10 protein-coding genes are annotated in these 11,604 nt (G+C 73.4%); 6 read left to right on the forward strand and 4 right to left on the reverse strand.

The annotated features are described in order from the left end of the window. Positions 1-83 precede the first annotated feature (83 nt). The 4 genes from ACFZB9_RS35405 (at position 84) to ACFZB9_RS35420 (ending at position 5,027) form a co-directional block, all read left to right on the forward strand. A complete protein-coding gene (locus ACFZB9_RS35405; protein WP_391454080.1) occupies positions 84-1,766 on the forward strand; it encodes an ATP-binding protein in 1,683 nt (560 codons plus the stop codon). A gap of 8 nt (positions 1,767-1,774) precedes the next feature. Further along, the gene (locus tag ACFZB9_RS35410) at positions 1,775-2,509 is read left to right on the forward strand and encodes a response regulator (RefSeq protein WP_391454081.1); all 735 of its coding nucleotides are present in this window, start codon (positions 1,775-1,777) and stop codon (positions 2,507-2,509) included. Positions 2,510-2,959: 450 nt separating this feature from the next. Continuing rightward, a complete protein-coding gene (locus tag ACFZB9_RS35415) occupies positions 2,960-3,283 on the forward strand; it encodes a transglycosylase family protein (RefSeq protein WP_391454082.1) in 324 nt (107 codons plus the stop codon). Between the two features lie 418 nt (positions 3,284-3,701). Then, a complete protein-coding gene (locus ACFZB9_RS35420) occupies positions 3,702-5,027 on the forward strand; it encodes a peptidase S8 (protein WP_391454084.1) in 1,326 nt (441 codons plus the stop codon). A 172-nt stretch (positions 5,028-5,199) separates the two neighbouring features. On the opposite strand, the gene ACFZB9_RS35425 is transcribed toward ACFZB9_RS35420, so the two are convergent. Together ACFZB9_RS35425 and ACFZB9_RS35430 are read right to left on the reverse strand one after the other, a co-directional pair. Then, positions 5,200-5,466, reverse strand: a complete 267-nt coding sequence (locus ACFZB9_RS35425; RefSeq protein WP_391454086.1) for a DUF6295 family protein — start codon at positions 5,464-5,466, stop codon at positions 5,200-5,202. Positions 5,467-5,468: 2 nt separating this feature from the next. Next, complete coding sequence (locus tag ACFZB9_RS35430) at positions 5,469-6,212, reverse strand: dienelactone hydrolase family protein (RefSeq protein ID WP_391454087.1); 744 nt, start codon at positions 6,210-6,212, stop codon at positions 5,469-5,471. 260 nt (positions 6,213-6,472) lie between these two features. On the opposite strand from ACFZB9_RS35430, the gene ACFZB9_RS35435 reads away from it, so the two are divergent. Together ACFZB9_RS35435 and ACFZB9_RS35440 are read left to right on the forward strand one after the other, a co-directional pair. Then, the gene (locus ACFZB9_RS35435) at positions 6,473-6,973 is read left to right on the forward strand and encodes a hypothetical protein (protein WP_391454088.1); all 501 of its coding nucleotides are present in this window, start codon (positions 6,473-6,475) and stop codon (positions 6,971-6,973) included. A 104-nt stretch (positions 6,974-7,077) separates the two neighbouring features. Beyond that, positions 7,078-7,755 (forward strand): hypothetical protein, encoded by a 678-nt coding sequence (locus ACFZB9_RS35440; protein ID WP_391454090.1) that lies wholly within the window; start codon positions 7,078-7,080, stop codon positions 7,753-7,755. 108 nt (positions 7,756-7,863) lie between these two features. Here the strand turns inward: ACFZB9_RS35440 and ACFZB9_RS35445 are convergent, their stop codons facing one another. Together ACFZB9_RS35445 and ACFZB9_RS35450 are read right to left on the reverse strand one after the other, a co-directional pair. After that, positions 7,864-9,399 carry an ABC transporter substrate-binding protein gene (locus tag ACFZB9_RS35445; protein WP_391454092.1) on the reverse strand — a complete coding sequence of 512 codons (1,536 nt, stop codon included), beginning with the start codon at positions 9,397-9,399 and terminating at the stop codon, positions 7,864-7,866. Positions 9,400-9,420: 21 nt separating this feature from the next. Beyond that, positions 9,421-11,511: a hypothetical protein gene (locus ACFZB9_RS35450; protein ID WP_391454094.1), complete on the reverse strand. Its 2,091-nt coding sequence runs from the start codon at positions 11,509-11,511 to the stop codon at positions 9,421-9,423. Positions 11,512-11,604: the final 93 nt, after the last annotated feature.

Raw genomic sequence — 11,604 nt, forward strand, 5'->3', positions numbered from 1 at the left:
CATAGAGTTCACGGGGGCCGGGACGGCGTCCGACCGGCGGCCTGCCTGTCCGAGCCGGCCCGGACCAGGGCAGACTGTCCGCCATGCCCCGCCCACCCCGCCTACGCCGGACCCTGCGTACCGCCGCGTCCGGTCCTCGCCGGCGCCGGCTGCCGCGCAGCCTGGCCGGCCAGCTGTTCACCGTGCAGATCGTGATCGTGGCCGCCGTGGTGGCCGGGTGCGCGGTGCTGGCGTACCTGGGCGCCGGCGAGCGGGCCGAGCAGAGCGCGCGCCGCCAGGTGACCGCGGCCGCCCGGGCGGTGGCGGACTCCCCGTCGGTGCGGGAGGCGATCGTCGGCCCCGACCCGACGGCGCTGCTCCAGCCGTACGCCGAGCAGGTCAGGGCGGACAGCGGGGTGGACTTCGTCACCGTGCTGGACACCCACGGGATCCGGCTCGCGCACCGCGACCCGGCGCAGATCGGCAAGCCCTACCTCGGGCACATCGGGCAGGCGCTGGCGGGCGAGACCTACACCGAGACCTACACCGGCACCCTGGGCCCCTCGCTGCGGGTGATCACCCCCGTGCGGGACGACAGCGGGCAGGTGATCGGACTGGTCAGCTCCGGCATCACGCTGCAGTCGATCAGCGAGCAGCTGCGCGGTCCGCTGCTGGCCCTGATCGGCGTGGCGCTGGCCGCACTCGCCCTCGGCGGCCTGGGCACCTACCTGGCCAACGCCCGGCTGCGCCGCCACACCCACGGCATGGGGGCGGCCGAGCTGAGCCACCTCTACGAGTACCACCAGGCGACCCTGCACGCGGTGCGCGAGGGCCTGGTGCTGCTCGACCCGGCCGGGCGGGTGGTGCTCTGCAACGACGCGGCCCGCGAACTGCTGGATCTGGGCGTGGACGTCGAGGGCCGCCCGTTCGCCGAGCTGGGCCTGCCGCAGGCGCTGACCCGGGCGGTGCTGGCCGAGGGCCCGGTGCTCGACGAGGTGCACCTGACCGCCGAGCGGGTGGTGGTGCTCAACACCTCGGCGATCGGCACCGGCCCCGCCCTCGGGACTGTTCTCACCCTGCGCGACCACACCGAACTCCAGTCGCTGAACGGCGAACTGGACTCGGTGCGCGGCTTCACCGAGGCGCTCGGCGCGCAGGCGCACGAGGCCGCCAACCGGCTGCACGCGGTCGTCTCGCTGGTCGAACTCGGCCGCTACCAGGAGGCGGTGGAGTTCGCCACCGCCGAACTCGCGCTCGCCCAGCGGCTCACCGACCGGGTGGTCGGCGCGGTCGGCGAACCGGTGCTCGCGGCGCTCCTGTTGGGCAAGGCGGCCCAGGCGGCCGAGTCCGGCGTCGAGTTCGTGCTCAGCGAGGACAGCCGGATCGACGACGGCGTACTGCCGCCCGACCTGCCCGCCCGCGACCTGGTGACCATGCTCGGCAACCTGATCGACAACGCCCTGGACGCCGCGATCCTGGGCGCCGGCGACCACGCGGCGGCCCCCGAGGTGACGGTCACCGCGCGCACCGACGCCGGACAGCTGCTGCTGCGGGTCGCCGACACCGGCCCCGGGATCGACCCCGACGCGGTCGAGGCGGTCTTCCGGCGCGGCTGGTCCACCAAGGAGGGCAGCGGCCACGGGCTGGGCCTGGCCCTGGTGGCGCAAGCTGCGCGGCGCAACGGCGGCACGGTGGAGGTGGGGCGCGAGCGCGGCGCGGTGCTCACCGTCCGGCTGCCGCTGGCCACCGCCGCCGCGCGCCCGGCCGGGCGGGTGGGGGAGCCGTGAACCCAGCCGTGAACCCAGTCGTGCGCCCCTGGCGATCAGGCCCGATCGAGGTGCTGGTGGTCGAGGACGACCCGGTGGCCGCCGACGCGCACACCCGCTACGTCAGCCGCACCCCCGGCTTCCGGGCGGCCGGCACCGCGCACACCCTGGCCGCCGCCCTGCGCTTCCTGGAACGGACCCGGGCCGCCGGCACCCCGGTCGACCTGGTCCTGCTCGACCTGCACCTGCCCGACGGCCACGGCCTGCGGCTCTGCCGCGCGCTGCGTGCCGCCGGGCACGAGACCGACATCATCGCGGTCACCTCGGCCCGGGAGCTGGCCACCGTCCGCCAGGCGGTCTCGGCCGGCGTGGTGCAGTACCTGCTCAAGCCGTTCAGCGCCGCCGCGCTGCACGAGCGGCTGGACCGCTACGCCCGCTACCGCGACAGCCTGGCCCGCAGCGGCGAGGCCACCGGACAGGACGAGGTGGACCAGGCCTTCGCCGTGCTGCGCACCGCCGAGCGCAGCACCCTGCCCAAGGGCCTGAGCGCCCCGACCCTGGAGGCCGTGGCGGCGGTGCTGCGCGCGGCCGACGGCAGCATCTCGGCCGCCACGGCGGGCGCGGCGGCCGGGGTCTCGCGGATCACCGCCCGCCGCTACCTGGAACACCTGGTGGACGTCGGCCTCGCCGCGCGCGAGCCGCGCTACGGGCAGGTCGGCCGTCCGGAGCTCTGCTACCGCGCCCGCCGGCCCGACCGGGGCTGACGCGTGTGAGCTGGGCCATGCGGGAGGGGGTTGTGGATCTTGGTGGTGGGTGCGGGGTGTGAGGGCGGGGTGACGGTGGGTCGAGTTTGTGGTGGGGCTCACGGGTGGTGGGCGGTGATGGCGGCCACATCGGGGTGTGGGGGGTGGTGGTGGGGGTGGTGTTTTCAAGGGGCGTGGGGGTGGGTTACCGGTGGTATTGGGGGGTTGAGCTGGGGTTTTGTGGTGATCTCTTGATGGGTGGGGTCGGGGGCCCGTAGTTTCGTTGGTGTCGGCGCGGCGAGCCCGGGGGTTCCGGGTGGGCCGCGCTTCTTCCTGTAAAGGCGAGTTGGCCCTTCGGGGTCTGGTTCCGCCTTGTCTTTTTGGCTTTTCGAGAGGATTTGTATGACTTTCCGTGACGAGACCACCGTGACCGCTGTCAGTACTGCTGTTCGTAAGCGCAACCGTCGGCGGATGGCCGTGCTGGGTGGTGCTCTGGCGGTGCTGCCGGTGGCCGGTCTCGTGACGGCGACGGCTTCCTCGGCTGCTCCGGCGTCGACCTGGGACAAGGTCGCGCAGTGTGAGGCGACGGGGAACTGGTCGATCGATTCCGGTAACGGTTTCTACGGTGGTCTGCAGTTCACGTCCTCGACCTGGGCGGCCTTCGGTGGGACCCAGTACGCGGCGCAGGCGAACCAGGCGACCGCGGCGCAGCAGATCGCGATCGGTGAGAAGGTCCTCGCGGCCCAGGGTCCGGGTGCCTGGCCGATCTGCTCCGCCAAGGCCGGCCTCGCCTGAGCCGAGGCCCAGGGGCAACAACAGCACACCGCACGACGCCGCAGCGCGGGCCGGGATCACCCTGGCCCGCGCTGCGGCGTCGTGCGCTGCCTGACGGGCCGTCAACGGCCGCCCGCACGCGGCGCTGCGGGCGCAGTAGCACCTATTGACGTAGCCGGTCCCGCGATGTGACTGTTGCACCGGCACTCTACCCATGGACATATCAACTCGGGTCCGTGCACCGCGTGCAGACCCGGTGCGGGCCCGTGCTGACTGTCCGTCAGGCGGTGGGCGGCCGCTCGGTCGCGCCGTCGATGAACGCACCAGGTATCAGCAGTGTTCTGATCGCGCGAGCCTCGCGAGGTCATTGTTGACGTGTGCACGTCATGCAATGGTGCGGGACGGCGAGCTCGCGCCCGGTGAGAGGAAGCCCCCTTTGATGAACCTCCGTAAGGCCGCCGTCTCGGCCCTGGCGGTCGGCGCGTTGGCCGTCGCCCCGACCGTGCTGCCGGCCGCCGCGGCGCAGGCGCAGGGCACCGCGAGCCCGCACCTCGGCTCGGCCGCGACCCTGCCCAGCCCCGAACTGGCCGGCCGGGGCACCGCCCAGGCCTGCGCCGGCATCGCGCACAACCGGTGCATGGCGCAGGTCGTCACCGTCGCCGCCGGCTCGACCGCGAAGCTCGCGACCAGCACCCCGGCCGGGTACGGGCCGGCCGACTTCGCCGCCGCGTACCACCTGCCGGCCACCAACGCCGGTCCGGCCAACACCATCGCGATCCTGGACGAGGGCGCCTTCCCGACCCTGGAAGCCAACCTCAACGCCTACCGCGCACAGTACGGGCTGGCCGCCTGCACCTCGGCCGGCGGCTGCTTCAAGCAGGTCGACGAGCACGGCGGAGCGCCGCTGGCCCCGGGCGTGACCGACGACGAGAAGAACTTCGACGAGCAGGTCGGCGTCGAGACCACGCTGGACGTCGACATGGCCACCGCCGCCTGCCCGACCTGTCACATCCTGGAGATCACCGTCAACCGGGACATGACCAGCAGCGAGGACCAGGCGGCCGAGGACTTCGGCGTCGCGATGAACACCGCCGCCTCCCTCGGCGCCTCGGCGGCCAGCGTCAGCTACCAGTTCAGCCCGGACGCGACCCTCGACCTGGGCCAGGCGGCCCGCGACTTCTACCACCCCGGCATGGCGATCACCGCCTCCTCGGGTGACGGCGGCTACGAGGGCACGCCCTCCGGCTGGCCGCAGAACCTGCCCACCGTCACCTCGGTCGGCGGCACCGCGCTCTACCGCACCCCCGGTGCCGGCCACAACGGCTACTCCGAGGTCGCCTGGGACGGCTCCGGCAGCGGCTGCGCCGCCGAACTGCCGCCCGCGCTCGGCCAGCCCACCAGCATCTCGGCCAACTGCGGTGGCCACCGCGCCGCTTCGGACATCTCCGCGGACGCCGACCCGACCACCGGCGCGGCCGTCTACGACGACTACACCCCCTTCAGCGGCCAGCAGCAGTCCTGGCTCGCGGTGGGCGGCACCAGCGAGTCCAGCCCGTTCATCGCTGGCGTCTACGCCCGCGGCGGTCACGTGACGAACGTCGAGGGCCCCAACACCCTCTACGCCGCCAAGTCCTCGGCGTTCAACGATGTGACGATGGGTCAGAACGCCCCCGCGAACGCCGGATGCACGGTCGTGTGCACCGCGGGCCGCGGCTGGGACGGCCCGACCGGCCTGGGGACCCCCAATGGTCTGTCCGCCTTCTAGGGCATGACGGTTCCAGGGCCTGCCGGGTAGCTGACGGCGCTGGGTAGGTCACGGCGCCGGGCAGGTAACGGCGCTGGGTAGATGACGGCGCTGGGTAGGTCACGGCGCTGGGTAGGTCACGGCGTGGGCACCGGTGCGATGGCGCGCCGGTGCCCACGCCGCGTGCGGCCGCTCAGACGGTGAGTTCGGCCGGAGCCGCCGCCAGGGCCTCCTGGATGGCGGCGACCAGGCGCCGCGCGGACTCCGCGGTCAGCTCCACCGCGACCCGGGCGGCGGGGTCCCGCTGCGGGTCGGCGAAGTCGATGTTGAGGGTGTGCTCGGCCATCGCGTGCACCGGGTGGTCGAAGTACACCGTGGCGGTGGAGACATGGAACCAGGAGCCGTTCGGGCCCTTGGCGCTGCCGTCGATGCTCTCCTTGACGGTCGCGTAGGTGCACATGCTCAGGCCCCCAGGTGCTTGGCGAAGAAGGTGGCGATCCGCTCCCAACCGTCGTTGGCGGCAGGCACGTTGTAGGCGGGCCGGTCGGTCGAGAAGAACCCGTGCCCGGCCTGCGGGTAGGTGTGGAACTCGAAGTCCTTGCCGTTGGCGGTGAGGATCTGCTCCAGCTCGCCGACCTGCTCGGGGCCGGGGAACTTGTCCTCCGCGCCGAACAGGCCCAGCAGCGGCGCGCCGAGCTGGGGGAGCTGGTCGACCAGGTTGGTGACCCGCAGCGGGAAGCCCTCCGGCGGGGTACCGGTGACGAAGGCGCCGTAGCAGTCCACCGCGGCGTCCAGGTCGAGCTTGCAGGCGGCCAGCACGCTCTGCCGCCCGCCCGAGCAGTAGCCGATGATGCCGACCTTGCCGTTGGACTGCGGCAGCGACCGCAGGTGGGCGGCCGCCCCGGCGAGGTCGCCGACGACGCGCGCGTCCGGCGCGCCGCCGTTCGCCCGGGCCACCGCGGCGGCGTCGTCGGGGGAGGCGCCGGGCGCCTCGCGGGTGTAGAGGTTGGGGCAGATCGCGTCGTAGCCGAGCTCGGCGAACCGGCGGGTGATCTCCTTGGTGGACCGGTCGTAGCCGGGCATGTGGTGGATCACCACAACGCCGCCGCGCCGGTAGTCGCCCTCCGGGCGGGCCAGGTAGGCCTCGACGTCATCACCTTCGTGCCCGGCGAAGTGGATGGTGGTCGCGGTAAGAGAACCATTCATGGGCTCAGCTATATCAAACCGTTGGGGTGCGGAGCTGCCTGGGGGCGGCGCGTGGCGCGAGGTCGGTCGGTCCCACGCCCGGTGGGCCCGGCGCCCTGAAGGAGGGTTCCCCGTCGAACTTCACCGGGTGATCCATCCGTCTATCGGTAGGTATGACCGAGGCGCTCCCATTCACGGCGTGCCGCGTCACCGCACGTCGCACACCGCACGTCGCACACCGCACATCGCACACCGCACATCGCACGGAAAGGAGCGTCCCGGTGCAGATCCTGCTGCTCGGCCCCATCGAACTGCGCACCGACGAAGGGCGCCCGGTGGCGATCGGCGGTGACCGGCAGCGGGCGCTGCTGGCGGCGCTGGCCCTGGAGATCAACCAGGTCGTCCCGCTCGGCCGCCTGGCCCAGCTGGTCTGGGACGGAACGCCGCCGCCCGACGCGCCGGCGGTGCTGCGCACCGAGGCGGCCGAGCTGGGCAGCCGCCTCGGCGGCGGGCTGGAGCTGCTCGCCCGCGAGGACGGCTACCTGCTGCGCGGTGACGCCCAGCGGGTGGACGTGCACCGGTTCCAGAGCCTGCTCGACGACGCGGCACGGCTGGCCGAGCCGGAGCCGGAGCCGGAGCCGGAGCCGGGGTCGGGGTCGGATCCGGGGCTCGACCTGCCGCCGGTCGGTCCTCCGCCGGTCGGGCCCGGCCGGCCCGACCCGGTGCCCGTGCAGCACGACCAGGGGGAGGGCCTGTCCAGGCCCTCTTGTCATTCGTTTTAGTACGAGTACCGTCAGTACCGGTGTGCCGGGAAGTCTGGTCGGCGGGTAGGTGGCATGTGCCCTCCCGGCACGTGCCTCTGATGCTGTGTCAATTCGGAGGCGTCATGGGCGACATCGTTCCGATCGTGTTCTTCCTCGGCCTGGTCGCGCTGGTGCTCGGCGCGCCACGGCTGGGCCCCTTCCAGGACCGGCGCCGGGTGGCGGCGACCGCCCGGGAGCTGGCCGCCCGCCACGGCCTGACCCCCGACTCCGACCCCGACCCCGCCCGCGGCCTCGGCCAACCGCCGCTGTCCGGGGCGCCGTTCCACTACGGCTCGGCGCGGCGGCTGGTCGACCGGGTGACCGGATCACTCGGTGCCCTGCCGGTGACCGCGGCCGGCTACACCTGTCGCGAGAACGGGGCGACACACGTCTACGGGGTCGTCCTGGTGACCATGCCCTATCCGGTGGCCCCGGCCGAGGTGCGGCACGAGCCGGTGTTCCACTCGGTGCGGGTGGTCGAGCCGCTGCCCGAGGGCCTGTCCCGCACCGGCGTGCCGGACTTCGACGACCGGTACCGGGCCTACACCTCCGATCCGCATGCCGCCCTGACCGTGCTGTCGGCCGAGGGAGCCCGGGCGCTGCTGGCCGCGCCCGAGCCGTTCAGCTGGCGCAGCGAGGGCACCGGGCTGCTGCTCTGGCGGGCCGGCGGCTGGTCCTCGGCGCAGGCGCTGGTCGGCTGCGTGAGCGCGGTGACCTCGCTGCTCGGCCAGGCCGGCCCGGTGACGGCGGACCAGGGCTGAGCGCCCGCCGCCGCGCCCCGCGCCCGAGCCGGCTCCAGCTCCAGCTCCAGCTCCAGCGTCCGCGCCTGACTCTGAGCCCACCGCAGTCCCCGCGCCCCACCGCCGGTCCTACGTCTGTCCGTGTGGCGGCGTTCCGGTCCGCGAGGAGACCGCGACCGTGTTCACCTGCCCGTCCGGGGTCAGCTCGACGATCGGGATCGCCTTGTTCACCGGATTGCCGTGCTTGTCCAGCGAGATCAGTCCGCTGGCCCCGGGGACCGTCCCCGCGCCGTTGAGCGCGGTGAGCATCTGCATCACGTCCGACCCGCTGACCTGGTCGCCGCCGGAGGCCGCGGCGCGGATCGCCGTGACCGCGGTGAGGACGGCGTCATGGCCCATGATCGCCTGCCCGTCGGCCAGTGACTCGTGGGGGAAGGCGGTGACGAACTCGCCGCCACCGAGGAAGGGCGCGATCGCGGTGGGGGAGTAGGACTGCGGGCTCTCGGTCCAGGCGTCGGGGTGGGCCAGCGCGGTGTACAGCAGCCTGATCTTGCCCAGCCGCAGCGCGTCCTTGACCTCGTCGATGCCCGCCGACTGCTCCACCTGCGAGGCGTCGTCACCGCTGATCACGGTCAACGGCTTCTGTGCCGCGCAGTTCCGTTGGGCCAGCGGTGCCAGGAAGCGTGGCAGGTCCACGCCCCGCCCGGCGAAGAAGACCACGTCCGGCTGGTCCAGGCAGACGTTGGCCATCTGCTTGGTGAAGTAGGTCGACACGTCCGACTTGGACGAGTCGTAGTCCATCGGCTCCGGGATCAGCTGCCCGGCCGGGTAGCTCTTGCTGAACTCGTCGGCCAGGGTGCTGCTGTACAGGTCGCCGGCCCGGCGGTCCTCGACCAGCAGGACCTTGGCGCCCGGGGTGGCCTTGGCCAGGAAGGCGGCGGCGGCCACGGCCTCGTCGGCGTTCGGCGGCGCCACCCGCACCAGGCCCGGGATGTCGGAGAGATCGTCGGCGGTGATCACCGAGCCGAAGGCGGCGATGTTCTCCTGGGTCAGCCGCAGGATCGAGGCCCGGGTGGCCGCCGTGCTGGTGCCCAGGCCCGCGACCGCCACGATGTGCTGGGCGGTGCGCTGCGCCTCGATCTGCGTCAGCGCGTAGGTGCGCTGCTCGTCCGAGCCGCCGGGGTTGGCGAGCAGCAGCCGGATCTGTGGCGAATCGCCTTGGGAGTGGGTGTGGTTGGCCTCCCACTGCGCGGTGTAGGCGCCTTCCAGCTCGTGCCGGATCGAGTCGGCGGTGTTGGTGCTGTCCTCGCCCGGCACCATCGGCAGCAGGTAGACCACGCTGACCCAGGGCGCGCCGCCCGGCTTCGCCGCCGTGTCCAGCACCCGCTGGTTCTCGGTCCGGATCAGCGTGGACAGCGGCGCCAGGTCGGCGGTGAACGCGAAGCCGCCGTCGGTCAGACCCGCGCAGCTGTGGTCGGGGCCGCGCTGGGCCACCCCGGTGGCGCAGCCGGTGCCCGGCGGCTTGAGCAGCGCGTACAGGCCGCCGCCGAGCAGGGCGAGCACGGCCACCAGGGCGGTGACCCCGCGCCAGCCGCGCCACCAGGGGCGCGGCGGGTCCCAGGGGCCGGCGTCGTCGGCGTTACCGGCGGAGGAGAACAGGTGCATCGCGGTGGACCTCCAGACCGCTCAGAGCGAGTGGATGTCGTAACGGGCGGCCTCGGAGCGCAGGACGGCGCTGTTCGCGTCGTCGGTGTGCCAGGCCAGGTCCCGGAAGGAGGAGCTGATGGTGAAGTTGAGCTCCGGGCCCGCGTTCGGCAGCCGGTTGCGCGGGTCGACGGCCACCCAGAGCGAGGTGACCAGCAGCGCCAGCGCCCGTTGGTGCCGGAAGGCGTCGGGCGCGAGGTCGCGGGCCAGCCGGTCGGCCCGGGTGGAGGCCGGTACCGAGGCGTCCACCGGCCGGCACTGCGGGGCGGCGGTGATGGCGTACACCTCGTACAGCCAGGCCTCGGTGGGCAGGGTGTGCAGCCGCATCTCCAGGTGTTCGACGACCTCCTCGACCTGGCCGAGCGCGAGTTGGTGGTAGTGGGTGTCCAGCAGGTGGCCCGGACGGCGCGCGGCGTGCCAGGCGTGCAGCCGCTGGTGGGCGGCCGCCCAGTCGGGGTACGGCCCGTCGGCCGGGCGGGCGGCCAGCTCGCGGAGCAGCAGCAGCCGCAGCCAGGGCTGCAGCACCAGCGAGTCGGGCAGTTGGTGCGGGTGGGCGGTGCGGCCGATGGTGGGCAGGTAGCGTGAGCCGCGCCCGCCGCGGGTGCCGGCGTCCTCGGTCAACGGAGCGACCAGCCACAGGCGTTGCGCCGTCTCCGCCAGCAGGGTCTCCCGGATCCGCTGCGAGAAGTCCCCCAGCAGCGGGGAGTTGACCGCCGACTCCATGTCCCGGGCGGCCGCGCAGCTGACCAGGCCGGCCAGTTGATCGGTCTCCATCCCCTGCAGCAGGTAGTGCAACGCCTCCTGACTGAGCGTCAGGCGTGGTGCTTCGGGTAGCGTGCCGGTGAGGTCCTGGGGGAGCGGCCCGGAGTCGAGGATGCCGCGCAACTGGACGTCCGCGTCCGGGTGGTCGATCATCCGGGCGGCGGCCCGCTGCATCCGCAGCACGCTCCACGGGTGCCCGTAGGTCAGCCGGTGCACCAGCGGCGTGGCCTCCGGCAGTCGCGGAGCGATCCCCTCGGCCATCCGGGAGACCTGACCTGCCGTCAGATCCGGTAACTGGACGGCATACCACTGCCAGAAGTCGTCGGACACCGGAGAGGAGCCGGCCCGCCAGTCGGCGTACGAGGCCTGGTGCGGCGCGCGGATCCGCAGCCCGGCCGGCCCGGGGTCGAACGGGCCCGGCACGGCGCGTGCGGTGGAGGCACTGGCCACCACCAGCAGCGGCTCGCCGCCGCCCCCGTCCCGCCGGTCCTGCTCCTGGCGCGCCTCCAGCAGCATCCCGAGGAACCGGGTGCCGCCGCCGTGGTCGATGTTGTCCAGCGCCACCAGGCAGTTGCGGTTGCGCCCCAGCGCACCGTGCCGTCGGTAGGCGGCCCGCAGGTCGGCCAGGAAGGCCGTGCACAACCGCCGGTCCACCTGCTCCTCGTGCGCCGGATCCTCGCTGCGGCCGAGCTCGTTGAGCGCGATCAGGGCGTCCAGCGGCGCCGTCCCGTTGCGGCTGCCGTACCACTCGAGGCCGGGGCGGGAGACCGAGTTGAACAACCGGGGGCCCAGGCCGCGAAAGAGCACCGCGGCCATCAGGCCGGCCCCGGGCAGCGGGATGACCCCCAGGTCGTTGAGCAGCCCGACGCCCTCCGACAGCGCGTCGGCGAGCAGCCCCGAACTGAGCTGCCGCGCCTCGCGCATCCGTCTCTCCAGCTGGCGTCTGGCCCGGTCCGGGCTGGTCACGTCCAGCCGCAGGTCCGGGTCGACGGCGATCAACCCGTGGGTCAGGCGCGGAAAGTGCAGCTGGCGCGAGGTGAGCGCGAGCCGGAACGCCAGGCGCGCCACCACCTCGTGCGGCCGCAGTGTTCCGGCGGCGAAGTCGTGCCCGGCCTGCGGAGCGGTGGCCGCCCGGCGACCCAGGTAGCGCAGCACCGCGGTCTTCCCGCTGCCGTGCCGCCCCAGCAGCACCACGATCGGCAGCTCCCGGTCGGGCCGCCGCCCGGTTGGATCGCTCTCGCGCACCCAGCAGTCGCGGACCAGATCCTCGATGCCCTCGATCCCCAACGGGCGGAGCGGTGTGTCAGGCAAGCGGCCGAGCCCCCTTCAGGTCCGTGGTGCGGTGCGGTGCGGTGCAGTGCGGGCGGTGCAGTGCGGTGCAGTGCGGACGTGAACACGGCTGGT

The sequence above is a fragment of the Kitasatospora sp. NPDC008050 genome (assembly GCF_042957465.1).
GTDB lineage: Bacteria > Actinomycetota > Actinomycetes > Streptomycetales > Streptomycetaceae > Kitasatospora.

Excerpts from the sequence above, each read along its gene's own strand:
- ACFZB9_RS35440 (WP_391454090.1), top strand. The coding sequence starts at position 7,078 with ATGGGCGACATCGTTCCGATCGTGTTCTTCCTCGGCCTGGTCGCGCTG.
- ACFZB9_RS35405 (WP_391454080.1), top strand. The coding sequence starts at position 84 with ATGCCCCGCCCACCCCGCCTACGCCGGACCCTGCGTACCGCCGCGTCC.
- ACFZB9_RS35430 (WP_391454087.1), bottom strand. The coding sequence starts at position 6,212 with ATGAATGGTTCTCTTACCGCGACCACCATCCACTTCGCCGGGCACGAA.
- ACFZB9_RS35425 (WP_391454086.1), bottom strand. The coding sequence starts at position 5,466 with ATGTGCACCTACGCGACCGTCAAGGAGAGCATCGACGGCAGCGCCAAG.
- ACFZB9_RS35420 (WP_391454084.1), top strand. The coding sequence starts at position 3,702 with ATGAACCTCCGTAAGGCCGCCGTCTCGGCCCTGGCGGTCGGCGCGTTG.
- ACFZB9_RS35415 (WP_391454082.1), top strand. The coding sequence starts at position 2,960 with ATGGCCGTGCTGGGTGGTGCTCTGGCGGTGCTGCCGGTGGCCGGTCTC.
- ACFZB9_RS35445 (WP_391454092.1), bottom strand. The coding sequence starts at position 9,399 with ATGCACCTGTTCTCCTCCGCCGGTAACGCCGACGACGCCGGCCCCTGG.